General features: G+C 45.9%; 20 protein-coding genes. 15 read left to right on the top strand and 5 right to left on the bottom strand.

Annotated elements, in window-relative coordinates; all coding sequences use genetic code 11:
• Positions 1-170: 170 nt before the first annotated feature.
• Positions 171-2,210, top strand: coding sequence for an oligopeptidase A (prlC, locus tag L5L97_RS12440; RefSeq protein WP_263182195.1), 2,040 nt, complete (start codon positions 171-173; stop codon positions 2,208-2,210).
• A 176-nt stretch (positions 2,211-2,386) separates the two neighbouring features.
• Positions 2,387-2,917, top strand: coding sequence for a thioesterase family protein (locus L5L97_RS12435; RefSeq protein ID WP_011791203.1), 531 nt, complete (start codon positions 2,387-2,389; stop codon positions 2,915-2,917).
• 24 nt (positions 2,918-2,941) lie between these two features.
• On the opposite strand, the gene L5L97_RS12430 is transcribed toward L5L97_RS12435, so the two are convergent.
• Positions 2,942-3,589 (bottom strand): glutathione S-transferase family protein, encoded by a 648-nt coding sequence (locus L5L97_RS12430; RefSeq protein WP_131524442.1) that lies wholly within the window; start codon positions 3,587-3,589, stop codon positions 2,942-2,944.
• Between the two features lie 206 nt (positions 3,590-3,795).
• Between L5L97_RS12430 and L5L97_RS12425 the strand changes: the two genes are divergently transcribed.
• The 5 genes from L5L97_RS12425 to L5L97_RS12405 all read left to right on the top strand — a co-directional run bounded on the left by L5L97_RS12425 (position 3,796) and on the right by L5L97_RS12405 (position 10,355).
• Positions 3,796-4,485, top strand: a complete 690-nt coding sequence (locus L5L97_RS12425) for a DNA-3-methyladenine glycosylase I (protein ID WP_173497830.1) — start codon at positions 3,796-3,798, stop codon at positions 4,483-4,485.
• A gap of 814 nt (positions 4,486-5,299) precedes the next feature.
• The gene (locus tag L5L97_RS12420; RefSeq protein WP_105250703.1) at positions 5,300-6,445 is read left to right on the top strand and encodes an efflux RND transporter periplasmic adaptor subunit; all 1,146 of its coding nucleotides are present in this window, start codon (positions 5,300-5,302) and stop codon (positions 6,443-6,445) included.
• A 9-nt stretch (positions 6,446-6,454) separates the two neighbouring features.
• A complete protein-coding gene (locus tag L5L97_RS12415; protein WP_105250702.1) occupies positions 6,455-9,589 on the top strand; it encodes an efflux RND transporter permease subunit in 3,135 nt (1,044 codons plus the stop codon).
• A 141-nt stretch (positions 9,590-9,730) separates the two neighbouring features.
• Positions 9,731-9,994: a hypothetical protein gene (locus tag L5L97_RS12410; RefSeq protein ID WP_263182194.1), complete on the top strand. Its 264-nt coding sequence runs from the start codon at positions 9,731-9,733 to the stop codon at positions 9,992-9,994.
• A gap of 37 nt (positions 9,995-10,031) precedes the next feature.
• Entirely contained in the window at positions 10,032-10,355 is a 324-nt protein-coding gene (locus L5L97_RS12405) for a hypothetical protein (RefSeq protein WP_113940205.1), read from the top strand.
• Between the two features lie 56 nt (positions 10,356-10,411).
• Here L5L97_RS12405 and L5L97_RS12400 read toward each other — a convergent pair whose 3' ends face one another.
• A complete protein-coding gene (locus tag L5L97_RS12400; RefSeq protein ID WP_263182192.1) occupies positions 10,412-12,034 on the bottom strand; it encodes an AbgT family transporter in 1,623 nt (540 codons plus the stop codon).
• A gap of 559 nt (positions 12,035-12,593) precedes the next feature.
• On the opposite strand from L5L97_RS12400, the gene L5L97_RS12395 reads away from it, so the two are divergent.
• The 3 genes from L5L97_RS12395 to L5L97_RS12385 are packed head-to-tail and all read left to right on the top strand — an operon-like array spanning position 12,594 to position 15,002.
• Positions 12,594-13,160 (top strand): LemA family protein, encoded by a 567-nt coding sequence (locus L5L97_RS12395; RefSeq protein ID WP_131524447.1) that lies wholly within the window; start codon positions 12,594-12,596, stop codon positions 13,158-13,160.
• A gap of 49 nt (positions 13,161-13,209) precedes the next feature.
• Positions 13,210-14,247, top strand: a complete 1,038-nt coding sequence (locus L5L97_RS12390) for a DUF3137 domain-containing protein (RefSeq protein ID WP_131524448.1) — start codon at positions 13,210-13,212, stop codon at positions 14,245-14,247.
• Positions 14,247-15,002, top strand: a complete 756-nt coding sequence (locus tag L5L97_RS12385; RefSeq protein WP_263162538.1) for a lytic transglycosylase domain-containing protein — start codon at positions 14,247-14,249, stop codon at positions 15,000-15,002. The genes L5L97_RS12390 and L5L97_RS12385 overlap by 1 nt, the downstream gene beginning before the upstream one ends.
• 57 nt (positions 15,003-15,059) lie before the next feature.
• Here the strand turns inward: L5L97_RS12385 and L5L97_RS12380 are convergent, their stop codons facing one another.
• Both L5L97_RS12380 and L5L97_RS12375 read right to left on the bottom strand, forming a co-directional pair.
• Complete coding sequence (locus L5L97_RS12380) at positions 15,060-15,905, bottom strand: 23S rRNA (adenine(2030)-N(6))-methyltransferase RlmJ (protein WP_263182190.1); 846 nt, start codon at positions 15,903-15,905, stop codon at positions 15,060-15,062.
• A gap of 93 nt (positions 15,906-15,998) precedes the next feature.
• On the bottom strand, positions 15,999-18,263 hold the full coding sequence (locus L5L97_RS12375; protein WP_105250693.1) for a GGDEF domain-containing phosphodiesterase: 2,265 nt from the start codon (positions 18,261-18,263) through the stop codon (positions 15,999-16,001).
• 266 nt (positions 18,264-18,529) lie between these two features.
• Between L5L97_RS12375 and L5L97_RS12370 the strand changes: the two genes are divergently transcribed.
• Both L5L97_RS12370 and L5L97_RS12365 read left to right on the top strand, forming a co-directional pair.
• Positions 18,530-19,276, top strand: coding sequence for a class I SAM-dependent methyltransferase (locus tag L5L97_RS12370; RefSeq protein ID WP_063882138.1), 747 nt, complete (start codon positions 18,530-18,532; stop codon positions 19,274-19,276).
• A gap of 227 nt (positions 19,277-19,503) precedes the next feature.
• On the top strand, positions 19,504-20,151 hold the full coding sequence (locus L5L97_RS12365) for a CatB-related O-acetyltransferase (protein WP_263182189.1): 648 nt from the start codon (positions 19,504-19,506) through the stop codon (positions 20,149-20,151).
• A 46-nt stretch (positions 20,152-20,197) separates the two neighbouring features.
• Here the strand turns inward: L5L97_RS12365 and L5L97_RS12360 are convergent, their stop codons facing one another.
• Positions 20,198-21,118 (bottom strand): LysR family transcriptional regulator, encoded by a 921-nt coding sequence (locus tag L5L97_RS12360; RefSeq protein ID WP_263182188.1) that lies wholly within the window; start codon positions 21,116-21,118, stop codon positions 20,198-20,200.
• 185 nt (positions 21,119-21,303) lie between these two features.
• On the opposite strand from L5L97_RS12360, the gene L5L97_RS12355 reads away from it, so the two are divergent.
• The 3 genes from L5L97_RS12355 to L5L97_RS12345 all read left to right on the top strand — a co-directional run bounded on the left by L5L97_RS12355 (position 21,304) and on the right by L5L97_RS12345 (position 25,275).
• Positions 21,304-22,053 (top strand): 3-oxoacyl-ACP reductase family protein, encoded by a 750-nt coding sequence (locus L5L97_RS12355; protein ID WP_263182186.1) that lies wholly within the window; start codon positions 21,304-21,306, stop codon positions 22,051-22,053.
• A gap of 402 nt (positions 22,054-22,455) precedes the next feature.
• On the top strand, positions 22,456-22,884 hold the full coding sequence (locus L5L97_RS12350; RefSeq protein ID WP_263182185.1) for a hypothetical protein: 429 nt from the start codon (positions 22,456-22,458) through the stop codon (positions 22,882-22,884).
• Between the two features lie 279 nt (positions 22,885-23,163).
• Entirely contained in the window at positions 23,164-25,275 is a 2,112-nt protein-coding gene (locus L5L97_RS12345; RefSeq protein ID WP_263147335.1) for a protein-disulfide reductase DsbD family protein, read from the top strand.
• The last annotated feature ends 40 nt before the right edge of the window (positions 25,276-25,315 follow it).

Below are 25,315 nucleotides of genomic sequence, written 5' to 3'. Positions count from 1 at the left end.
CAACAATGTGTAGGTAAATAAAACGTAAATCCTAAATGCGAACTAGTTCACTTTTTTTCAGGGGAAATAGGGTTAAGTAAGGCGTTCGAAGGGGACAATCGGTTTTCTCGCCTTGATAAATAGGCCATTAGCCCTTATTTATAACAGATACAGATTGTTGAGGAGTCAATATGAGCAACCCTTTGCTTAGCGGCGCAAAATTACCGCTTTTTTCACAGATTAAACCGGAACATATTCAAGTCGCCGTTGAGCATGCCATTGCTCAGTGCCGCACTAAGATTGATGAAGTGCTGCAGAACCAAGGTCCTTTTACGTGGGACAACTTGGTCGCGCCATTAGAACAGGTTGACGATGAGCTAAGCCAAATTTGGTCGCCCGTTTCTCATATGAATTCAGTGACTAGCACAGATGAGTGGCGTGCCGCCCATGATGCTTGTTTACCTTTTTTATCGGAATACGGTACTTACGTTGGCCAACACCAAGGTTTGTATCAAGCCTATAAAGCGCTGCGAGCATCCAATGAATTTGCACAATTGAGCCAAGCCCAGCAGATGGTGATAGAGCACAGCCTGCGCGACTTTGAACTATCGGGTATTGGTTTAGATGACGCGCAAAAAGTGCGTTATGGCGAGATTGTAAAACGTCTTTCTGAACTCACCAGTGGTTTTTCGAATCAATTACTGGATGCGACGCAAGCTTGGACTAAGTTGATCACAGATGAAGCTGAGCTTGCTGGTTTGCCTGAGTCTGCCAAAGCCGCCGCTAAAGCGATGGCGCAGTCGCGTGAGCTAGAAGGTTGGTTATTTACCTTAGATTTTCCATCTTATCTACCCGTCATGACCTACAGCGAAAACCGCAGTCTTAGGGAAGAATGCTACCGTGCGTTTGTCACTCGCGCTTCAGATCAAGGTCCCAATGCCGGAGAGTTTGATAACAGCCCGCTGATGGACGAAATTCTTGCTTTGCGCCACGAACTCGCATTGTTACTCGGTTTTGACAGTTTTGCTGACAAATCTCTGGCGACGAAAATGGCTGAAACGCCGGCGCAGGTGATGGCATTTTTAAATGAGTTAGCGCTGCGCTCAAAGGATCAAGCTAAGGCAGAACTGGCTGAGCTGAGAGCGTTTGCCGAGGCCGAATATGGCGTGACTGAAATGGCCTCTTGGGACTTAAGTTTCTATGCTGAGAAGTTGCAGCAGCATAAGTATGAGATTTCACAGGAAATCCTGCGTCCGTATTTCCCCGAAGATAAAGTGCTCTCGGGTTTGTTCTACACAGTATCGCGTTTGTTCGGCCTTAAAATCCTTGAGCAAAAGGATTTTGACCGATGGCATAAAGACGTGCGTTTCTTCGATATTTTCGACGAAACTGACGAACACAGAGGTAGTTTCTACCTCGATTTATATGCCCGCACAGGTAAACGTGGTGGTGCTTGGATGGATGACTGCCGTGTGCGCCGTCAAACCGCTAATGGATTACAAAAGCCAGTGGCTTATTTGACCTGTAACTTTAATGGTCCGGTCGATGGCAAACCCGCGCTGTTTACCCATGATGAAGTGACAACCCTGTTCCATGAATTTGGCCATGGTATCCACCACATGCTGACCAAAATCGATGTTGCAGGCGTGTCGGGTATCAATGGTGTGCCTTGGGATGCGGTCGAGTTACCAAGTCAATTTATGGAAAACTGGTGTTGGCAGGAAGAAGCATTAGCCGAAATTTCTGGCCACTTTGAAACCGGCGAACCATTACCTAAAGCCTTGTTAGATAAAATGCTGGCAGCGAAAAACTTCCAGTCTGGCATGATGATGCTGCGCCAACTCGAGTTCTCGTTGTTCGATTTTAGAATGCACCACGAATACGACCCAGCTAAAGGCGCGCGCATTCAAGAAACCTTAGACGAAGTGCGTCGTCAGGTGGCCGTATTAACACCGCCGGATTTTAACCGTTTCCAACATGGATTTGCCCATATTTTTGCGGGCGGTTATGCCGCAGGTTATTACAGCTATAAATGGGCAGAAGTGCTGTCGGCGGATGCGTTTTCTCGCTTCGAAGAGGAAGGTATTTTCAACCCTGAAACGGGTCGTCGTTTCCTGCACAATATCCTCGAAATGGGTGGTTCAGCCGAGCCGATGGACTTGTTCAAACAGTTTATGGGACGCGAGCCGAATATCGATGCCCTGTTAAGACATTCAGGTATTGCTGCATAAGCAATTGTGAGTTTTGATAAATCAGCCCATTTTAATGGGATGATTATCTGAGGGTATTTAGCTTAATCGCACGATAAAAAGACGCCTTAGGGCGTCTTTTTTTGTGAGCTATATCTCGCTTGCCCTGTGGTATGACCTCTGTTAGCCTGTGGCTCTTATTTCAAGGGCGGCGCGTTATGAATCTGTATTTTCGTTTGTTTTGGTTGTTATTCTGGCGCACGCGCCATTGTCGTAAGATCGATTTTCTAGGGACAAGCCGTATCACTTATCGTGCTTTACCGAGCGATTGCGATATCAATTTCCATCTAACTAATTCTCGCTATCCCGCGTTTATGGATCTGGCGCGGACTTATATGTTGGCTGAGATGGGTCTGCTGAAACGTTTCTTAAAGTTGAAGTGGATGCCGATAGTCAACGCCGCCGAATTTACTTATATTCGCGATATTAAGCCGCTGAAAACCTTTGAGATTGAAACCAAAGTCGTCGGTTGGGATGAAAAATATTTCTATATTGAACAACGCTTTGTGAGCGAACGTGGCCTACATTGTATCGTGCATGTGCGCGGTGTGTTTGTGTGCAAAGGTAAGCAAGTGCCGTTAGATGTACTAGTGAAAGAGGCGGGTTATACCGATCCTGCACCTGAGTTGCCGCCAGAAGTCGTGAAGTGGAAAGCGTTTTTGCAGTTGAAGAAAGAACGCAATATGTGATTGTGTTGAGGCATGACTTACTCGCTAAGGTATGCCTCTTATTCCTGCCGTTTCCTCCATCTCAGCCAGTAACACCTCTTCTTGTACTAACATCCAAGCGCCACGCAGTTGTGCCTGCTGCCAATAGCGCACGATTTCATCTAAATCCAACAGGTTTAGATGTTGGAAGCTATAGCTTAAACAAGGGATGAGTGCACAGTCGGCTAAGGTAAAACTGTCGCCACAGACCCAATGATGTTGTGTGAGTTGCGCGTCTAAGCGTTGAAACTGTGTCAGTAGTTGCTTCTCTAATTGTTTGATTTCGAATTCATTGCTGTCTTCTATGTGCTTTAACTTTTCTAATTGAAATAATGGGTTGTTAATATCATTGTCTATGATGCGATCGAACAAACGTACCTGTAAGTTGCGTTGTGGTTCTTGTGGCAGCAGCTGGGTACTGTTTTCAAAATGCCTATCTAAGTACTCGATAATAATGCTGGATTCGGGTATCAGCTGTTCATTTTGGGCTTTAAGCAGGGGGATTCGCGCTTGCGGATAACGTTGGTGAAATTCCTTGCGGGACAAAGGGTCGCGTAGATCTATGATTCTGGGGTAGAAGTTGGCCTGCTTTTCATAAAGTGCGATGAGCACTTTCTGTGAATAGCGTGATAACGGGTGATAAAAAAGCTCCATAGGCACTCACTCCAAACCCAGTCTTTTACGGACTTTACGTTTTAACTTTAGTCGTAATTGAAGCGCTTGCTGTAAGAGTTTTCTTAAAAAATGCTGGAATAAACACAATTTTTCTTGGCAAAGCCAAGTGATCCATCAGGGGTAAAAATAGGTATTATGAGCCCATATAGGAAGTGTCGGGATTTAATCATTTTAAAGGTAATAATATGAGCCAGTTAGAGCGTTTTTCATCTATTTATGCCAGAGCCAGTGAGCGCAAAGGCGGACCTGCTGGACTCGAAGCCTTATTGTCTGGTTGCCTGTCTGATGATGAAATTCGCCAATATCGGGATGCTGAATTATTGTCGGCGATGAGCCGTCAGGTGTTTCAAAGTGGTTTTGTATGGCGGGTGGTTGTGAACAAATGGCCCGAGTATGAGAAGTCTTTCTTTGGGTTCGAACCGCATAAAGTATTAATGTTATCGCCTGAGCAAATTCAAGCGCGGGCAAGTGATGCGACCTTGATTCGCCATCTTAAAAAGACTCAAGCCATTTATGATAATGCTCTGATGATCCACGATGTTGCTCGCGAACATGGCAGCTTGGCGCAGCTGATCGCCGCTTGGCCGACGCAGGATATTATCGGGTTGTGGGCATTTTTAAAGAAACGAGGTACTCGATTGGGCGGGAATACGGGTCCCTATTTTCTCCGCGGTATTGGCAAAGATACTTTTTTGTTAACCGATGATGTACAAGGTTATTTTAAAGCACATAAGTTAGTCGATGCGGGCTTTTCATCACAAACGGCGCTTAAGCAAGTACAAGCCGTATTTAATCAGTGGCAACAGGAGTCGGGTCGTTGTTTGGCTGATATCAGCCGTATTTTGGCTTGCAGCGTGGGCGATAATCGAATTTAGTCCTGTTAAGTTGTGATTGAAGATGAACAAATTAGTTTTAATAGACAAATATTGCTTTGCTAGCAATATTTGTCATTACAGAAGCATTATTTGTGGGAGTCTGAGTTTCATTTAATGGGGTATTAATCTGAATTTCGGGTTTGCTCCGTTTTGGGGTAACCACTAAAATAGCCCGCTAGCTATTATTTGTGACTGTTTAATTGTGTGGCGTTACCTCATAACGCTGGCGCTGCCTTTTAGCCGTGCACAAATAGTAGATGTAATAAACTGCACAGCAATCCGCTATCGGATGTATTCATGTTTTTACGCACAAGCAGTCTGAAGCCAGCTCTTTGCTTACTCTCTTTCGGTATTGTCAGTCTTAATAGGGTCGTTTTTAACGACTTGATGCTGAGAGTGGCCTGAGTAAAAACAAGCGCGCTGCGTTTTCGTCTCTATGTACAAATTATTGCAACAAGTGACGGTTAAGCTAACGTCATTGAGCTGTGGGCCTTGGCCTGCCGCAAGTCTAGAATATGAACAGATTTGCAACATATTCAATATGGAGTAGGCTTATTGGGTGTTTTACGGCATATCTCCCTAACAATGCCACTCAAAGTTAACCGATTTTTTAAATCGAATAACAATTCGATGAATATAGTAATGCTGAATGAGTGAAAATTTTCATTAGTTTACAATTTAGTTTCGTTATCTTCCTTGTTGATTCATATAGGCTATGAGATAAATAACGGATTTGATTTTAGTTACAATTACGGCTCGTGTCAGCGCAATAAGTGTACTGGTATGTGGGCAGTTAATATTTGAAGGAGTTCTCATGCGGCAGACAATTAAACTTGCCTCAGTTATAAGCGTGGCGTTATGGATGGCAGCTTGCAGCCCTCAAGAAGAGAGCGCTCAGGCGGGTGCTGGTCCACGTAGTATGGAAGTGGGAATCCTTAATGTTGTTGCCCAGCCACAAGTGATTCAGGTGGAATTACCAGGACGCAGTAAAGCTTTCCTCGAGGCTGAAGTTCGTCCACAGGTTAACGGTATTATCACTAAGCGTAGTTTTGTTGAAGGTGGCAATGTGAAACAGGGTGAATCCTTGTATCAGATTGATTCTTCAACTTATAAAGCTGCTTTAGTGAGTGCCAATGCTGATTTAGCCAGAGCGAATGCGGGCTTAGCCTCAGCAAAAGCTAAGGCGGCACGTTATCAGCAATTGGTAAAAACCAACGCCATCAGTAAGCAAGAGTTCGATGAAGCTGAAGCGGCTTATAAAGAAGCATTAGCGAATGTAACCGTGGCTGAAGCTGCGATTAACACCGCTAAAATCAACCTGCAATATACTGAAGTATTAGCGCCTATCTCTGGTCGTATCGGTAAATCGAGTGTGACTGCGGGTGCGTTAGTCACTGCCAACCAGAGCCAAACGCTGGCGACGATTCAACAACTTGATCCTATCAATGTGGATATCGCGCAATCGAGTGCTCAGTTGTTACGTCTTAAAGCTAAGTTGCAGCAAGGTAAGCTACAAGCTTCAGAAAATGCAGACGTGAAATTATTGCTTGAAGATGGCACTCAATATAGTCATCCGGGTAAGTTGCAGTTCGCTGAAGTGAGCGTGGATCCAAACACTGGCTCAGTTATTCTGCGCGCCGAATTCCCTAACCCTGAAGGTATCTTGTTACCTGGCATGTATGTTCGCGCTATGTTAAATGCGGGTACTGATCCACAGGCTATCTTGGTTCCACAAAAAGCGATTACGCGTAACTCTAAGGGTGAAGCTGTGGCTATGGTGGTGAATGACCAAGGTTTAGTCGAAGCGAAAACAGTGACGACCGCAGAAGTGATTAACAACCAATGGCGAGTCACTTCTGGTTTAACTGTGGGCGACAAGTTGATTGTGGAAGGATTACAGAAAGTTCGTCCCGGCGCTCCAGTAACCACCAAAGTTATTTCTGAAACGCAAGCACAATAGGGCATAGCTATGGCACGTTTTTTTATTGATCGCCCCATCTTTGCGTGGGTGATCTCCTTGATTATTATGCTGGCGGGGATCCTCTCGATCCGCTCGCTGCCAGTGTCCCAATATCCTAACATTGCACCACCGACCGTGGTGATCAGTGCTAACTATCCTGGCGCTTCCGCTAAGATTGTTGAAGATTCTGTGACTCAGGTGATTGAGCAACGTATGACGGGTATCGATCACCTCCGTTATATCGCCTCAGCCAGTGACAGTTTTGGTAATGCTGAGATCACTTTAACCTTTAACGCTGAAGCCGATCCGGATATTGCACAGGTTCAAGTACAGAACAAGTTACAGGGCGCTATGACCCTGTTACCGCAAGAGGTGCAGGCGCAAGGGGTTAACGTTAACAAGTCGAGTTCAGGCTTCTTAATGGTATTAGGCTTCGTATCGACCGATGGTTCGTTAGATAAAGGCGATATCGCCGACTATGTTGGTGCGAACATTCAAGATCCTATGAGTCGCGTACCTGGCGTAGGTGAAATTCAGCTGTTTGGTGCCCAATATGCGATGCGTATATGGCTAGATCCGTTGAAATTGACTCAATACAACTTGACCAGTTTAGACGTTATAGCAGCGATTCGTTCTCAAAACGCTCAAGTTTCAGCTGGACAGTTAGGTGGCGCGCCCTCTGTGGCTGGCCAAGAGTTGAACGCAACGGTATCGGCTCAAAGCCGCTTACAAACGGCAGAAGAGTTCCGCAAAATTATCCTTAAATCGGATATTTCAGGCGCAAACGTCTTCCTAAGTGATGTGGCACGGGTTGAATTAGGTTCTGAAAGTTATGCTGTGGTGTCACTGTATAACGGTCAACCTGCGACAGGGTTAGCGATTAAACTGGCAACGGGTGCTAACGCGCTTGATACTGCTGAAGCCGTTCGTGAAAAAATTGCTGAGATGAAACCTTTCTTCCCGCAAGGGCTAGAAGTTGTTTATCCTTACGATACAACGCCTTTCGTTGAAAAATCGATAGAAGGTGTAGTGCATACCCTGCTTGAAGCTATTGTACTAGTGTTCATCATCATGTACCTCTTCTTGCAAAATTTCCGCGCAACTTTGATCCCGACTATTGCAGTACCTGTGGTATTGCTGGGAACCTTTGCGATTCTGTCGTTAGCGGGTTTCTCGATTAACACTTTAACCATGTTTGCTATGGTGCTCGCCATTGGTTTGCTGGTGGACGATGCGATTGTGGTGGTGGAAAACGTCGAGCGGGTAATGGCCGAGGAGGGCTTAAGTCCACTGGAAGCGACGCGTAAGTCGATGGATCAAATTACCGGTGCTTTAGTCGGTATCGGTCTGACCCTCTCCGCAGTGTTTGTCCCTATGGCATTTATGTCAGGTTCAACGGGGGTTATTTATCGTCAGTTCTCTATCACTATCGTATCTGCGATGGCGTTGTCTGTTCTAGTTGCTTTGATTTTAACTCCTGCACTTTGTGCGACTATGCTCAAACCGATTAAGAAGGGCCATGCTCATATCGAAACTGGCTTCTTTGGTTGGTTTAACCGTAGTTTCGATAAACTGACTAATCGTTATGAGTCGAGCGTTGCTGGGATCATCAAGCGCGGCTTTAGAGTGATGGCGATTTACGTTGTGCTGGTTATTGCAGTGGGTTGGATCTTTATCCGTATGCCTACGGCGTTCTTACCAGATGAAGACCAAGGTATTTTGTTCACGCAAGCCATTTTGCCGACTAACTCGACTCAAGAAAGCACCTTAAAAGTATTGGAGAAAGTGTCTGATCACTTTATGGCTGAGGAGGGAGTGAGATCGGTGTTTAGCGTGGCAGGCTTCAGTTTTGCGGGTCAAGGGCAAAACATGGGTATCGCCTTCGTTGGTTTGAAGGATTGGTCTGAGCGTGAAGCGCCTGGTATGGATGTGAAGTCTATTGCTGGTCGCGCTATGGGTGTGTTCGGTCAGATGAAAGATGCCTTAGTATTCGCCTTCGTACCGCCTGCGGTAATCGAGTTGGGGACGGCGAACGGTTTCGACATGTACCTGCAGGATAAGAACGGCCAAGGCCACGAGAAGTTAGTGGCGGCACGTAATCAACTGCTTGGTATGGCGGCACAGAATCCAAATCTGGTGGGTGTGCGTCCAAATGGTCAAGAAGATGCGCCAATTTATCAATTACATGTAGATCACGCTAAGTTGAGTGCGTTAGGCATTGAAATCACTAATGTGAACAATGTGCTTGCAACGGCTTGGGGTGGTTCTTATGTGAATGACTTTATTGACCGTGGCCGCGTGAAGAAAGTATATGTGCAAGGTGATGCCCAGTATCGTATGCAACCGGGAGATTTAGATTCTTGGTACGTGCGCAATAACAAGGGTGACATGGTGCCATTCTCTGCGTTTGCTACTGGTGCATGGGAATACGGTTCTCCACGTTTAGAACGCTTTAACGGCTTACCATCGATGAACATTCAAGGTGCCACGGCTCCTGGATTCAGTACCGGTGCAGCTATGACAATTATGGAAGACTTAGCCAAGCAGCTTCCTCCTGGTTTTGGTGTCGCGTGGAACGGTCTATCTTATGAAGAACGTCTATCGGGTAACCAAGCGCCAGCGCTGTATGCTCTGTCAATCTTAGTGGTCTTCTTAGTATTGGCAGCACTCTATGAAAGCTGGTCGGTACCCTTTGCTGTTGTGCTCGTGGTTCCGCTCGGGATCATCGGTGCCTTGATTGCAATGAATGGTCGCGGCTTGCCAAACGACGTGTTCTTCCAAGTGGGGCTGTTAACCACAGTAGGGTTAGCGACTAAGAACGCCATCTTGATTGTGGAATTCGCCAAAGAGTTCTATGAGAAAGGTTCAGGCTTAGTCGAGGCGACCTTGCATGCGGTGCGTGTGCGTCTTCGCCCCATCTTAATGACGTCTCTAGCCTTTGGTCTGGGTGTTGTGCCGTTAGCTATCAGTACCGGTGTAGGCTCTGGTAGTCAAAACGCCATTGGTACAGGTGTACTCGGCGGTATGATGAGCTCGACTTTCCTAGGGATCTTCTTCGTACCATTATTCTTCGTGATAGTGGAGCGTCTCTTCAGTAAGCGCGAGAAGAAAGGTAAAGAACAGAAGCCAAACTCAGCTGAATAAGCTCGATCGTTTCTAAAATTCTAAACTAACGCCCTGCAATTGCAGGGCTTTTTGTTATTTTAATGCTGTTAGTTATAAAGATGGATAGGCATTGTGCGCGAGTTCTGGCATATTGCGCTGAGGCAGTTAAGAGGACGAAACATGGATGATGCTGCGTTGGAATTGCAAAAACTAGATACACTCATTGCTAAGGGTAAGATGTACGTCATTTTGGTCTTTGGCGTATTTTTCTGGGGTATGCTGACGTCCCTCGTGGTCGCCTTAATACATTATTTTATCTCGGGCGATCCATTCTGGGCGGAACTGCAAAGAGCGCTCTATATTTATCCCATTGGCGGTATTTTATTTGGTTGGTTTGTGTGGGTGCAGATTAATCGTAAGCGAGATAAACTTCGCGCCCAATAGTATCAATAGTTCTGGTTAAGCTGAGTGTAGGAGTGACATGGTGTTTTCGTGGGGTAATCTTGCCACTAAGCAACTTATCGTGGGAATGATATGCCATGGTATAGCGCTGGCGTTTTTGGCCTATGGCGTTTATGCATTTTACTTGCAGGAGCTTGTACTACCAGAGTTAACTCGCTGTGTCGGTGCTGCTGTGTTATTTGTGGGCATGGGGTTAGCACCTCAATTATTTTTTATGTCAGTGAGCCAGATAGTGTCGCAAGCTGAGGACTCGACATTAAAATCTACCCTACAGACCTATGTGTTTAATCTAGGTATTTTTTTGATGATCTGCAGTCTGTTAATGGAATGGCTATACGACTAAAGCTATCGAATAAAGAAAGGGCGTCGACTTCATCATCGACGCCCTTTTTATTGCGGTTAAGGCGTGTAGTAAGTCGCGGCTCCCGGCCCAACGGGCAGACCAAAGCCAAATACCCACAGGAAGAAGAATGCTGTCCAACCCACGAAAAACACGAGCGAGTACGGCAGCATAGTGGCGATCAGCGTACCTATCCCTAGGTTTTTCTGGTAACGACAGGCAACCGCTAAGATCAAACCAAAGTAACTCATCATAGGTGTGATTAAGTTAGTCACCGAATCCCCAATACGGTACGCCGCTTGAATCGTTTCGGGCGCATAACCAACCAGCATCAGCATAGGCACAAAAATAGGAGCGGTAATGGCCCACTGGGCCGAGGCACTGCCAAGCATCAAGTTGATAATGCCGCAGAGCGTAATAAAGAACAAAAATACGATCGGGCCCGTCAAGCCAATGGATTGCAGAGCATCGGCACCTAACACCGCCAATACTGCACCTAAATTACTCCAGTTGAAGAAGGCGACAAACTGCGCGGCGAAAAAGACGAGGACGATATACATGCCCATAGTGCTCATGCTGTGGGACATGGCATTGATGACATCTTTATCATTTTTGATGCTGCCCACGACTTTGCCGTAAATAAAGCCAGGTATGGCAAAACAGATAAAGATAAAGGCGACTATGCCCTTGAGGAATGGCGAACCTGAGATGAGACCGGTTTCAGTATGGCGTAGCGGTGCGCCTTCTGGTACGACTGAAATCGCTAAAATAACCGCGAGCACTAACATAGATAACCCAGCCCATTTTAAGCCGCGTTTCTCAATAGCACTGATGCTCTCCATTGATTGCAGTACGGTTTCGTCTGCATCATCATCTTGGTATTGACCTAACTTAGGTTCGACGATTTTTTCGGTGACAAAGGCGCCAAGGAAAGTGATCACAAAGGTGGAGACAAACATGAAGTACCAGTTTACTTCTGGGCCGACGTTGTATTGAGGATCTATCATGCGCGCCGCAGCTTCGGTAATGCCCGATAGCAAGGGATCGACAGTACCAAGCAATAAGTTAGCGCTATAACCTCCTGAAACCCCGGCAAAAGCGGCAGCTAAACCTGCAAGTGGATGGCGGCCAAGGGAGTGGAAAATCATCGCCGCCATAGGGATAAGTACCACATAGCCAAGCTCGGCAGCGGTGTTGGACATAATGCCGGCAAATACTATGGTCACAGTGACTAATCGTTTAGAGGCACCCATGACTAAGGCGCGCATAGCCGCAGATAATAAGCCAGATCGTTCGGCAATCCCGACGCCGAGTAGTGCCACGAGCACAGTGCCGAGCGGCGTAAAGCCGGTAAAGTTGGTCACTAGATGCGAGACTATCATCCGCAAACCTTCGGCGTTCATCAGGCTCACCACATGGATTAAACCGTCGGCACTGCGGCCGTGTGAGCCAATAGGTCTAGGATCGACCACGGTTAACCCAAAGTAGCCCGCAATACCTGAAATAATGACTACGGCAACACAGAACAGTGCGAATAAGGTGATTGGATGGGGCAGCAGGTTGCCTAAGCGTTCAACAATATTGAGAAAACGTATAAACCAACCACTAGAGCTGATATCGCCCGGTTGTGGATTGGGTTCAGAAGCTTTTTGTGGGGGAATATCGCCGGAATTAAAACTCATCGTCCTTCCTTTATGTCGACCTTTACGCAGCGCAATATTTTGACCCTATAACAGACTCGAGACATTGCCGACGGCCGATTGTGGATGACGTGGCTGAGGGGATAACTCTAGATGCAAGACTCGGAGTGAAAGCTAAGGTAAAAGTTAAAAAATTAGCGGCAAAGTATGATTGTTAAGTTTTAATTGAAACTTAAATGTTGCTATTGACTGTGTTGAAGTGAGGAGGGCGAAAATTAGGATAAAAAAATGGACTCTCGAGGAGTCCAGTATTCACGAGCAAAATTGGATGCTCTAATGTTGTGCCATATCACTATAGACGTTGTTTGCTGTATCGGAGCTGAATATCGATAAATTTATAGGTTAAATGCTGTTTTTTATGCAGATGATCACTTTTCATCGTTGAATATGGCCAGTTTCGTTGATGATTGCTCGTTAGATAACATCGCCAGCTCTGACCAGCGAGTAATTTCATTGTCTTAATCAGCCCGCAGGTGAAATTTTCACTCATTTATGGTTAGCTGTATCCTATTAACAAGAATAAGAAACCTAAGGATGGAAGATGGAAAAATTGTTATTGGGATTAACGCTGATTTTTATCGTGACCTATCTTTGGTACGTCAGCCTAGTCAAAAAGCGCAATACAGCGCTCGAAGCCTTGTCGGGTATCGATGTACAGCTGACCAAGCGTGCCGACCTTGTGCCTAATATTCTAAAAATCGCTAAACGATTTATGGAGCATGAAAAGTCACTGCTCACTGAAATCACCGAATTGCGTACTCTGCTAAGCCATAATTACAACAAGGCCGACCCTAGCGCAGTTAAAGAACATTTAGTTCAGGCTGAGCGGTTGAACGACAAAATGAGTACCTTGATGGTGAATGTGGAGAACTATCCTGAGCTCAAGTCCGACAACACTATGTTGCAGGCGATGCAGACCTATAACGAGGTCGAAGCACATATCTCAGCTGCGAGGCGTTTTTATAACTCGGCAGTTTCCGAGCTTAATACTGCGGTAGAAATCTTCCCCGGCTCGATTATCGCTTCTATGGCGAGTATTAAAGTGATGCCATTCTATGAGGTGAGCGAAGCGGCAAAAGCGCCCATAGATGCGGCCGAATACTTGTAAGCTTAGCTGTGCAGGGTGAGTTATCACCCTGCAATACTATGACATCAATATGAATATCATCACTTTTATTTTAGGTAGCCCGATTCGGACTTATCGGGGGCCTGTTGGTTTGTCTGCGGATTTGGACGAACTACCTCAACTCGAAGCGTATTACGAAGAACATATCGCGCCCATCAGTCGCAAATATGAAACTAAGCGTGTGGCTTGCCTTAAGGCGGCGCGTAAACGTTTGTATTTGAGTTTGATGATAGTGCTTGGGCTGAGCTTGCTCACCGTTATTGGCTACTACAGCGGTGGCGCTTATTTCCCGCCTTTGCCATTGCTTGCTTTAGTCGGATTAAGCTGGTGGAGCTTTGCTCCGACTCGTGAGTTTAAGCATTTGGTTCAAAATGATATTTATCCGCTGATGTTTAAATATTTCGGCGATGATTTTATTTATAGCCGCGAAATGCGCCTCGACATGAATCGACTCGTTGCGGCTAAAGTATTGCCGCGATACGACAAAGTCAGCTTCGGTGACTATATACAAGGCTGCTATAAGGGCGTTGAGTTGGCGGTCAATGAGCTTACCCTGACCAAGAATGTACAAGTCGAAGAGCTGGATGTCAGTACCAGCAGGCGCAGAACTGTGACCCGCACGGAAACCCAGTTTCGTGGCTTAGTGGTTGAGCTGAGTAGCCATAAAGCGTTTATGGGTCATACTGTTGTGCTGAGGGATCGCGGTGGTTTAGCCAATTTCCTGTCCGACAGCCATGCGGGACTGGTACGAGTCAAACTTGAAGATCCGCAATTTGAAAAAGAGTTCGACGTGTTTTCAACGGATCAAATCGAGTCACGTTATTTGCTCAATACGGCATTTATGGAGCGCTTACAGGAGCTTGCCAAACATTTCGATGGCAATATTCAATGTGCATTTTTCCGCAATAAATTGACTTTGTTCCTGCCGAATCGCAGAACGCATTTTCAAATGCAGTCCATTTTTCATGGCGCAACCTTTTCAGTAGAATTTAGTCAGATAAACCGAGAAATGAAGCAACTCTTTGCTATTATTGAAGTACTTAAACTTAATCAGTACACGGGACTTTGATGTTGCTTACTCGCTCAGCGCTTGCTCGTACACTGACTTTTGCAGCCTTTTCATTGCCCTGCAGATTTGAGGGGCTAGGCCTGTGCTTATTATTGATATCGAGTTTGATGATAAATGCAAATGCTGAGGAGGCGCGCGAAAAAGCTAAGCCGCGTATTGTGGCGCGGTACTCACAGAGCGGCATAGTGAGTAGTGAAGGTCTAGAAAAACTCAAAATTTATCAATACCAACAAGCTAATGGTGTCACCGTATTTACCGACAAAGCCCCCGCAAATAACCAGTATCAAATTTTGTTATATGACTGTTTTGCCTGTCGTCCCGATTCGACCATAGACTGGAATGGTATTCGGCTATTTACCGCTAATTATGATGCCTTGATCTCCCATGCAGCCCATAAGCATCAACTTGATCCCGCCTTAATCCGCGCTGTGATCCACGCGGAATCAGCCTTTAATGCGCGTGCACTTTCGCGAACTGGCGCCATGGGATTAATGCAATTGATGCCAGAAACAGCAAAAGAGATGGGTGTGGCAAATGCATTTTTGCCTGAAGAGAATATCTTAGGTGGCAGTAAGTATTTGGCACAAATGCTAAAACAGTTCAATGGTGATGTCGCATTGGCCTGCGCGGCTTACAATGCGGGGCCGACGACCGTGGTTCAGTATAATGGCATTCCGCCCTATCCTGAAACCCAAGCCTATGTTGAGCGTGTGAAAATTTTATTGAAGCGTTACCGCGAGCAGAAGGACGTTTAGCAAGCTGAAATGAAGTGGCGAAAATCCGGAGATCATCGCCGCTATTTGAGTCGAAGGTTACTCGCCGACTTCCCATTTTACGGTAATGCTACCGTCCACTTGTCCAAGTGTTTTACCCAAGTAATCCATTAATTCAGTTGCGATTTCGTCTAACTGCCAAGGTGGATTGATGATCCATAATCCTGCCGCAGTCATGCCAAATTCATCTGAATCGGGCTTAATGGCTTGTTCAATTCTCAGTTGACGTTTAATGCTACTGTTGGTTAGGCGCGATAGCATACCTTCGGTCTGAGCGCGATTTACGACTGGATACCACAGGATAAACACACCCGTAGCAAAACGTTTGTGTGCTTTTATCAGGGTTTCGGCCACATCTTGGTAGTCGGTTTTCATCTCGTAGCTAGGATCGACTAGCACCAGAGCACGACGCTCTAATGGTGGTACTGCGGCGATAAGGCCTTTTAAGCCATCACCTTTGATCACTTTAACTTGTCTGTCTTCGCAGAAATAATCATCCAATAACACATAATCAGTGCTGTGCAGCTCGTGCAAGACCATGCGATCTTTAGGCCCTAGCTCCATGTCGATAATGGCGGGTGAACCTGGGTAGAAGTTGAGTTCTTCTGGATTTTCTTCATTAAAATGGCGCACGGCGGCGACATAGTCCTGCAGCGATTGTGGTAGGTCAGTTTTATCCCAAAGCTTAGCTACACCTTCGAGGTATTCACCTGTTTTCTGTGCAAATTCATCGCTTAAAGCATAACCACCCGCACCTGCGTGGGTATCGATATACACGAGTGGTTTGTCTTTTTTGTGCATCAGCTGCAAGGTTTGTAGCAAGATGGCGTGTTTCAACACATCGGCATAATTGCCAGCGTGATAACCATGGCGGTAACTTAACATGGGGTAATCCTAGTAATTTGCAAACATAGCAAAGAGAGGCAAATGCCAGTCGCCAATTATACCTGCGATGCTTCTAGGCGTAAATTTAATGCCTCAGTTGGCGCTCTTTTTATTGGCAAACCAATGTGTGGGGGTTTGCATTTGAAAGGTTTTCAGCCAGAGATTCGCTGGTGCGGGTTTACCGAATAAATAACCTTGAAATTGTTCGCATCCTAGCGCAGTGAGTTGCAATAACTGGGCTTCGGTTTCGATACCTTCGGCAATGACGTTGAGTTTTAAGCTCTTGGCTAACAGGATGGCAGCGTTAACAATTTGGGTATGGCGTTCACTAATGCCCATTTGACTGACAAAGTAACGGTCGATTTTAATTGTGTCGGCACTGATATCAATGAGCTGGCTTAATGACGCATGGCCAGTGCCAAAATCGTCAATAGCGATAGAAACCCCCATGCGAGCTAAGGTGTTTAGGCGTCGGCCTGTTTCTTTATGGGTTGAAAATACAGAGGTTTCAGTAATTTCAATTTCCAACAATGGGATGAGTTCAGGATGATTCATATAGGTTTGGATTAACACTTTAAAGAAGCGATCCGACAGAATATCTTGCCCAGATAAATTAAAGGCAATCCTGACCAGAGGTACATTTTTAGGCCAAGAACGGATCAGTTGTAGTAATTGCCTGAAGACTTTTATCGCAAAAATCGCCTGCAATTGAGATGACTCTATGATGGGGATAAAAGTGTTCGGCATGATCATAGTGCCGTCTTCATCAAACATTCTGGCTAGCGCTTCAAAGCTAGTAATGTGGCCATTGGCCATCACTTTAGGTTGCAGCCACATTTCAAGGCGGTTGTGTTTCAGTGCGTCACGGATTCTGGCTTTTTGCGATGAAGCTTCGAGAAGATTGTTAATCAAACCAATGTAATACACCATCACTGGGCTAGCTTGGGTGGTTTGTTTTATGGCAATTAAACATTGCTCTGCGGCTTGCTGCGGTGAGGCTTTATTACCTGAGCTGCAACCGACTCTGCACTCGAGATGATATTCAGTCTGTTGTTCTTGCTTAAGTTGTAGGTTTGTTGGAATACGCTCGCGTAATTGTAGCGCTAGGTTTTCAGGGGAGATAAGCGGCAGGCTAGTAAACTCGAGTGCAAACGATGCTCCTCTAAATCGGTATATTTTTGCGATATGACCAAAGCGATTTTTGAGTTCAATAGCAAAGGCTTTTAGGATGGCATCTCCGACGCTGATACCGAAAGCAGCATTAATTTGGCTAAGATTATCAATTTTGATTAAGGCTACGGTCATTTCCTGATGGATCAAGCTTGGCGCTGGGTTATACCAGTGATTTTCGTTGGGTAATCCCGTCACTAAATCATAGAAATGCGTGCTGATGTGGTGCTTTTTAAGTCGACTCAGCTCAATCGCATGGTTAGCCTGTTCAGTGACATCGTGGCAGTGAAACAACAAAGTATCATGGTGCTGTAATGAGGCTTTTTGCAGCAGATATTTAGTGCTGTTATTGTTCTTTAAATGGGTCGGAAACGAGGCCGCCAGTAAATTCGTGCTGGTATCTTCGGTAAGTTCAAAAATGTCACATAGGCGAGTGCTGTTTAGTGTGACTTCTCCAGCGATTTCCCTCGCGGCATTATTCAGGTTGAGAATGACTCCATCCTCATTGCAGAAGAAGGAGGCTGTACCATTATTTTCAAAGATTTCAGCATATTGATCTAATGTATGTTGCAGTGCATTTTGATGCTGGATCATTTGCTGCGCATGGATTTTCTGGGTTTTTAGCAGGCGCATTGCCGACAACGGGATGCAGATATTAAAAAACATAAACAGCAAACCGTTTAGATAAGCGTGGGTCGCAGGTAGGCTGATATCAATATCAATAATGGGGGGCAGGTTTTGGTTACGCAGTAGCAGTAAAAAAGGCAATACGTTGAAACACATCATAATAAAAGCGACTTTTCTGCCAAACAGGAAAAGCGCCATCAAGGGCAAGGTATATAAGAAAGTAATACCCACCTGCGATAAGTTAAAGTCAGGGATAAACAACAGCATAGATAAACAGGCTGCAATAACCATAGCCAGCAGGCTGATAGAGCTGACGAGTAAATATTTGCGCGTAAACCATAAAGACAGGAATAGTACGGTTAAAAAACTGACCGTAATGCTGATAATGAAAGTGAGGTTTAACTCATACGCAATTAAAGAGCTATGCAGCACTATGCTAGTGGTCAAGATGGCACCACTGAGCAGAATAATCCGCAATAAGCTGGTTTTTAATATAGTTTTGTCAGGATTTAAAAAATCTTGCTCCCTGATAAACAAAAAACCTTTTAGCCATTGAAGCAAAAAAAGTCCTTATCCCGTACGGAAGTCACGCAGGTTGGCTGGGGACGTAACATATAACATAAATCACTAAACTGTTATACAAATAGATTGCCGCCTTTATAAATCAGTATATTACAGTGTGATACTTGTTTGAATTATTAAGGGCGCACTGAGACAAATTGGCTAATACAGTGATGAGCTTGGTGATGTGTTTTGCTTACTAGCATATTCATAAACGAGATTTTTAGGCATAATGGCCATCATTTTCGTTGGTTAGAAGACAGCCTGTGACCCCGATTTTTTTCAATCAGCAATACCCAACACTTGTGGATATTTGTGCACGTTGGCAACTCGTCTACGATGCGAATGCGACCTTCGAATTGCGTTTTGAATCAGATACTTTATCACTGCATAAACGCGATGAGCCTAAGCTCGATGGCATAGTGGTGGATTTTGTGACTGGCGCCGTCGCTCATAGACGTAAGTTTGGTGGCGGTCGTGGCCAATCTATCGCTAAAGCGGTGGGATTAAAGCAAGGGGTAACACCGAGTGTGGTCGATGGCACTGCGGGTTTAGGGCGCGATGCATTTGTGCTCGCAAGCCTTGGTTGTACAGTAACTATGGTTGAACGTCATCCTGTGGTTGCCGCATTACTTGAAGATGGCTTACGCCGCGCCTATCAAGATGCTGAAATTGGCGATTGGATGCGTGAGCGGATGCGCCTATTTCATGGATCTAGCCTAGAAGCACTATCGAAATTGGCACAAGAGGTGGATGTGGTTTACCTCGATCCTATGTACCCCCACCGTGATAAATCGGCCCTTGTTAAAAAAGAAATGCGTGTATTCCAATCCTTAGTCGGTGCCGATTTAGATGCCGATGGCTTACTCACCCCAGCTTTAGCTTTAGCAACTAAACGTGTCGTCGTTAAGCGCCCTGATTATGCCGAAGATTTGGATGGGGTTAAACCTAATACGGTTATTGAAACCAAGAAAAACCGTTTCGATGTCTACGTAAAAGCCGCGATGAAATAGCGAAGATTTTTCTCATCGCGAACATTGTATGCTTTCAGTGACAACGGCTAGCCCATGCCGATATTTCAGTTTTATGGGCTATTTTCTTTTTTATACCCACTTGTGATTTTTTATATGAAACTCATTCCTCTGCTAAAACAGCCGCGTATTCACTGACTATTCTAATGTGAAACTTCTCATAACATTATGTTTCGTATTAACTATTTTGTTTATAAAGAGGATTTGCAATGCGGAACAAGCATTGGTCAAAAGTTCAGTTATTGCACGAGGTGGTCACCAATCCCAATATCATAGTCAAAGGTCAGCATAGCTATTACAGTGATTGCTGGGATGCTGGCTTTGAGGGAGCAGCGGTGAGATATCTTCATGGCGATGAAGTGAGCCGTGAGTGGGAACCTAAGTGGTCTATCGATAAACTTTATATCGGTAATTATGTGTGTATCGCTGCCGAAGTTGTGATCTTAATGGGCGGAAATCATACGCATAGAGCAGATTGGTTTTGTTTATACCCCTTTATGGATTTCATCGAGGATGCCTACGTAGGCAAAGGTGATACTCATATTGGTGATGGGGCTTGGTTAGGCATGAGATGTATGTTGATGCCAGGTGTGACGATAGGTGAAGGTGCGGTTGTTGCCGCAAATAGTGTTGTCACCCAAAATATCGAACCCTACAGTATTGTGGCGGGATCACCCGCGAAATTAATCAAGTATCGGTTTGATAAAGACGTTATTACTGAGTTACTGGTGTTAAAAATCTACGATTGGCCTGCCGAAAAGTTTGAAAGCTTAAAGCGGTATTTGTGTTCGGCGGATTTTGACGCGCTCAGCAAAGCGATCACTCTCTATGACCAATCTGTACATCAAAATAAATAGCCGTTAGTCCCAAAGTGAAAGGTCGCGCTTAGTCGAGGCCTTTTACTTATCCTGCCTTAAATCTGCTTTTGGGCGCTTTCGCTAAGTCGACCAGTTCTTCGATGATCACCCGTAGCTTTGGTTGGAGGTAAGGGGTTTTAAGCCAAATCAAGTGGATGGGTGTGTCGTCACTGGCGAGTTCGTCCAGTACCGAGATAAGTTCACCAGTTTTAAGATAGTCCTCAACCAACCATATTGGCACTTGCGCTAAACCCACTCCCGCCAGTGTGGCCGCTAAAATGGCTTCGCAATCAGCGATTTCGTGGCGTACTGGAATGTCATAAGCCTCGATGATCCCATCCTCATTTTTAAGTAACCAGCGATGTTGCTGCCCAAGCGGCCAGCCGACAATGCATTGGTGCTGGCTGAGATCTTCTTTGCCTTGTGGAGTGCCAAGTCGAGCGAAATAGGCGGGAGATGCGCAGATCACTCGGCGTTGTTCTCCTAATCTACGGGCGACTAAATCCACAGTGTCGCCGAGTTGTCCGACACGCACCGCCAAATCAATGCCGTCACTGAACAAGTCAGTCGCTCTATCGTTAAAGGTAATGGATAACTCGAGCTTGGGATATTTTTGCGATAGTGATAATAGGGTTGGCAGTATATATCGCCGCCCAAAAGTGACGGGTAAATCCACTCGCACTCGACCTGAGGGAATTTGCTGTTCGCTGCCGAGTCGGCTCTGTGCATTGTCTAGGATTGCCATGGCATTTTGGCAATCTGTGAGATACGAATCGCCATCATTGGTTAAGCTTACACGCCTTGTGGTGCGGTGCAGTAGCTTAGTGCCTAAGCGGGTTTCTAATCGCACTATGCTTTTACTGAGCGCCGAACCAGTCATGCCTAACGCCTGTGCCGCTAAGGTAAAACTGCCGAGCTGGGCAACTGTGACGAAATGGCGTATCTCAACAAATTGATTATTTATCACGGCAATTAATTCCTTATAGGACTTAGTGAAGGTCATTTTAGTGACTTAATCATGGCAAGTGAATCGCGTAAGCTACTACCACAGTATGAAAATGAGCGTTAACGTACAAGCGAACGTCATTTTGTAATTGATTAAAAAGGTTTTTCTATACAATAAACCTTAACCTCCTATTGAGTGAGCAAACTATGAAATCGTCGAATAATCTGCAAGGTAAAGTGGCTTTTGTACAAGGTGGTAGTCGTGGTATCGGTGCCGCCATTGTTAAACGTTTAGCGAGTGACGGCGCAGCGGTTGCCTTTACCTATGTGTCATCTGAGGCCCAATCACAATTGCTGGTGGACGAAGTTATCACTCATGGCGGTCAAGCCATTGCCATTAAGGCCGACAGCACAGAGCCGGAGGCGATTCGTCGTGCCATCCGCGAGACCAAAGCGCATTTCGGTGGCTTAGATATAGTGGTCAATAATGCGGGCACGTTGATTTGGGATAGCATCGAGAACCTGACGTTAGAGGACTGGGAGCGAACCATTAACATTAATGTGCGCAGTGTGTTTGTGGCGAGCCAAGAAGCCGCGCTGCACATGAATGACGGCGGCCGCATCATCAATATCGGTAGCACGAACGCTGAGCGTATTCCGTTTGTAGGTGGTGCGATTTACGGCATGAGTAAATCGGCCTTAGTCGGTTTGGCCAAGGGATTAGCGCGGGATTTAGGCCCACGAGCTATTACGGTGAACAATATTCAGCCTGGACCTGTGGATACCGATATGAACCCTGATAACGGTGATTCATCTGAGCCCGTTAAGGCGATAGGCGCACTAGGGCGTTACGGTAAAGCCGAAGAGATCGCTAGCTTTGTCGCCTTTATTGCGGGCCCAGAAGCGGGCTATATCACAGGGGCGAGCTTGATGATTGATGGTGGGTTTTCTGCATAAGCTTTGTCTGTATTTATCTTTTAGGCAAAAAGTTTGATTCCAGTCATTAATAAGCCTGCACAAGAGTCACTCTGGCGGGCTTTGCTTAAGTTGTGGCTAGTTATTTAGAATCAATATGTTAGAGCATAAAAACTTGTTGGGTATGATGGTAAGAACTTAGGTCGTTGTTACTCAAATTATCCGTCAGCAAAGCGCGGTTTTATTGAAATGGTGGACTATGGTTTGACTCAGGCAAGCCAAAATAATTTGCTTGTTGATGAACTATTGTTACAATCCGCCGGTCTTATCTGCAGCTAGCTGTTAATAGACGTTTATTTTTATCTTTATAATCAAAGAATAAGACGAAGAGAAATCCAAATTTTTACGTTATTGACTAAGCAAACAGGCAACTTATGGGGCGTGATGGTGTTTACCATTCTGACCTTGTTCTGTTTGACTCAAAACAGTGGAATACTTAACTTGTTGCTCAAAGAGTCGAGCGCGCAAGCGATGTCGGCTACGTCTTTTTCTGGAGCTGGTTTTGGCGCCAACTCAGTTTTAAACTCAAGTTTAGCTTTAAACAGCAGCTCAGCTTCAAGCAATATGGCTAGTCACGTCGATGCCCAAATGGCGGGTACTGAGCTGGTCAAAAGCGATCCTAAAAAATGTGAATTGTCTGAGAAATCGATCCGAACCTGTATCGACACTCCGAGTAGCATCCCATTTCTTATCCTGTTGTTCCTACTGCCGTTACTTCCCCGCGCCTCCCGCGTGATAACACTGTTACCCATACAAGGTTATCAAGCTAAACCTAGGCGAATACATCTCACTCTCTGTCGCTTTCAAGAATAGAAATAATTTACTTATCAAACTGATAGGTGAGTTTATTCTGACGCCCATTCTCTAGCTCGATAGTTGGCTTTTCTTACCCGTTTACCGGTTAAAAGGACCATTACCCAGCTGCAGAACGTCCGCTTTTACACATCCTCTCTCCTATCAAATTTCTTGAATTAAGCCTGCTATCACACTGATTTTTCTTAAGCCATCACGCCCTTTGTAATGGGGGCAGAGTTAAGCAGTAAAGCAAGCATTTACAGGGCATAACGAACGGTTCATGCCAATGGGGACAAAATGAGTACATTAAAATCCATGTTAACCAGATTCTGGATACTCGCCTTAATAGTGACGAGCCCGTCGCTATTGGCCGCATCGACGGGGTGGTTAGTTAACGATAATCACCCGCCAGCCAAAGTACGCTTTATGCTGACGGGCGAAGTTGATCCCGCAACGAATACTTTGCCCGCGGTGCTTGAAGTACAACTTGAGGGTGATTGGAAAACCTATTGGCGCAGCCCTGGTGAAGGCGGTATCGCGCCGACGATAAAATGGAATGGCTCTCGCAATCTACAGCAAGTAGATTGGAGGTGGCCAGCGCCAGAGGAATTCTCATTATTGGGATTACAAACCTTTGGTTACAAAGGTAATACCACCTTTCCCTTAACCCTAAAAGTCGATGATATCGCTGCTCCAACTCAGCTGCGTGGCAAAGTGACCTTGTCGACCTGTACCACTATCTGTGTACTGACGGATTATCAGATTAGTCTCGACTTCACGCCCAATGCGCTGCAAGCGGATACCGATGCCATGTTGGCTTATAACAAGGCCGTGTCGCTTGTGCCACAAAAAGTGTTGTCCCAAGAGGGCCAGAATCCTGCGGTGACAATGGGTTGGGATGCCGCCAAAGGTCAACTTGAAGTCAGACTCAATGATGCCAACTGGCAGAGTCCAACCGTGATTATCGATGGCGAGCCAGATACCACATTCAAGCTAGTGAGCTTAAAGCCAAGCGAAAGAGATGCTAACGGCAAGCAATTGATTGGGATTTTTAGCGGTAAAAGTTGGCTGGGCGAGCCTGAAGTTTTGGGTAAATCACTGAACATAACTGTCGCCGATAGCGAGCGGGCGTTGGAATACAGCGCCGAGGTTAAGCCTGTGGTGATTTCCCAAGCAAGTACCTCGATATTTGGCATGATTTTGTTAGCGCTTATCGGTGGTTTGATCTTAAACGTCATGCCCTGCGTGTTACCCGTTCTCGGCATGAAGCTCAGTTCAGTGGTTGCTGCGCCTGATCTGAAGCGTAATCAAATCCGCCAACAGTTCATCGCATCAGCGCTGGGGATATTGGCCTCATTCTGGTTACTGGCTGGCTTTATCTTAATGCTTAAGCTCACGGGTCAAGCGATTGGTTGGGGTGTGCAGTTCCAAAACCCTTGGTTTATCGGCTTTATGGCGCTGGTGACCACAGTGTTTGCCTTCAATATGTTAGGTGTGTTTGAGATCAACTTACCCTCTAACGTGCAAACCAAGTTGGCGACAACGGGCGGCAATAATAACAGCGGCCATTTTTTACAAGGCATGTTTGCGACGCTGCTGGCGACACCGTGCAGTGCACCATTTTTGGGGACTGCGGTCGCCTTCGCCTTGGGCGCCGATGTACTGAGCCTGTTTGCCATCTTTACCGCGTTGGCCGTGGGTATGGCGTTCCCTTGGTTGATTGTGGCGGCATTTCCGCAAGTGGCGGGTTATTTCCCTAAACCCGGTCGCTGGATGAATACAGTCAAAGTGTTTTTCTCCGGCATGTTGCTCATCACCAGTTTGTGGCTGATTAGCCTGTTGGCCAGCTTTATTGATGTGCTCTACCTGTGGCCATTAGCGGGTGTCATTACACTGATATTTATGGTGTTTATGGCTAAGAAATATGGCGCGATTGCTATTGTGAGCTGCTTAGGTATCGGCATTTTACTGTCGGCGGTTATTGCATTTATGACGGCGAACCAGTGGGCTAAACCTTTACCTGCGGATCTTGCTTGGACGCCATTGGATCAAGCATTGATTAATCAGCAGGTTGCCAAAGGCAAAACTGTGTTTGTCGATGTCACTGCCGATTGGTGCATTACCTGTAAGGCCAATAAAGTTGGCGTGATCTTGCAAGATCCAGTCTATAGCCTGTTGCAACAGCCGCATATTTTGCCGATGAAGGGCGATTGGACCACGCCTTCTGAGCCCATAACTCACTACCTGCAAAGCCATAATCGTTTCGGGGTGCCATTCAACGTGGTTTACGGCCCGGGTGCACCGCAAGGGATTGAGTTACCGGAAATTCTATCGACTGACCTTGTGCTTGCTGCGATTGAACAGGCCTCTGCGTCCCCTGAAAAGTCATCCGTAGCGGCAGGGAAATAACGCTAACGACTAGCCGTTCACTCGGCAATATCACTAGCCA

Origin of the sequence: Shewanella sp. SM71 (assembly GCF_025653905.1) — a bacterium.
GTDB classification, from domain to species: domain Bacteria; phylum Pseudomonadota; class Gammaproteobacteria; order Enterobacterales; family Shewanellaceae; genus Shewanella; species Shewanella oncorhynchi.
The sequence above is the reverse complement of the archived record's forward strand: the minus strand, read 5'-3'. Positions and strand labels throughout refer to the sequence as shown.

Coding starts and splice junctions, on each gene's coding strand:
- L5L97_RS12355 (WP_263182186.1), top strand. CDS start 21,304: ATGAAATCGTCGAATAATCTGCAAGGTAAAGTGGCTTTTGTACAAGGT.
- L5L97_RS12395 (WP_131524447.1), top strand. CDS start 12,594: ATGGAAAAATTGTTATTGGGATTAACGCTGATTTTTATCGTGACCTAT.
- L5L97_RS12410 (WP_263182194.1), top strand. CDS start 9,731: ATGGATGATGCTGCGTTGGAATTGCAAAAACTAGATACACTCATTGCT.
- prlC (WP_263182195.1), top strand. CDS start 171: ATGAGCAACCCTTTGCTTAGCGGCGCAAAATTACCGCTTTTTTCACAG.
- L5L97_RS12400 (WP_263182192.1), bottom strand. CDS start 12,034: ATGAGTTTTAATTCCGGCGATATTCCCCCACAAAAAGCTTCTGAACCC.
- L5L97_RS12365 (WP_263182189.1), top strand. CDS start 19,504: ATGCGGAACAAGCATTGGTCAAAAGTTCAGTTATTGCACGAGGTGGTC.
- L5L97_RS12405 (WP_113940205.1), top strand. CDS start 10,032: ATGGTGTTTTCGTGGGGTAATCTTGCCACTAAGCAACTTATCGTGGGA.
- L5L97_RS12350 (WP_263182185.1), top strand. CDS start 22,456: ATGGTGTTTACCATTCTGACCTTGTTCTGTTTGACTCAAAACAGTGGA.
- L5L97_RS12345 (WP_263147335.1), top strand. CDS start 23,164: ATGAGTACATTAAAATCCATGTTAACCAGATTCTGGATACTCGCCTTA.
- L5L97_RS12380 (WP_263182190.1), bottom strand. CDS start 15,905: ATGTTAAGTTACCGCCATGGTTATCACGCTGGCAATTATGCCGATGTG.
- L5L97_RS12415 (WP_105250702.1), top strand. CDS start 6,455: ATGGCACGTTTTTTTATTGATCGCCCCATCTTTGCGTGGGTGATCTCC.
- L5L97_RS12420 (WP_105250703.1), top strand. CDS start 5,300: ATGCGGCAGACAATTAAACTTGCCTCAGTTATAAGCGTGGCGTTATGG.
- L5L97_RS12390 (WP_131524448.1), top strand. CDS start 13,210: ATGAATATCATCACTTTTATTTTAGGTAGCCCGATTCGGACTTATCGG.
- L5L97_RS12430 (WP_131524442.1), bottom strand. CDS start 3,589: ATGGAGCTTTTTTATCACCCGTTATCACGCTATTCACAGAAAGTGCTC.
- L5L97_RS12425 (WP_173497830.1), top strand. CDS start 3,796: ATGAGCCAGTTAGAGCGTTTTTCATCTATTTATGCCAGAGCCAGTGAG.
- L5L97_RS12435 (WP_011791203.1), top strand. CDS start 2,387: ATGAATCTGTATTTTCGTTTGTTTTGGTTGTTATTCTGGCGCACGCGC.
- L5L97_RS12385 (WP_263162538.1), top strand. CDS start 14,247: ATGTTGCTTACTCGCTCAGCGCTTGCTCGTACACTGACTTTTGCAGCC.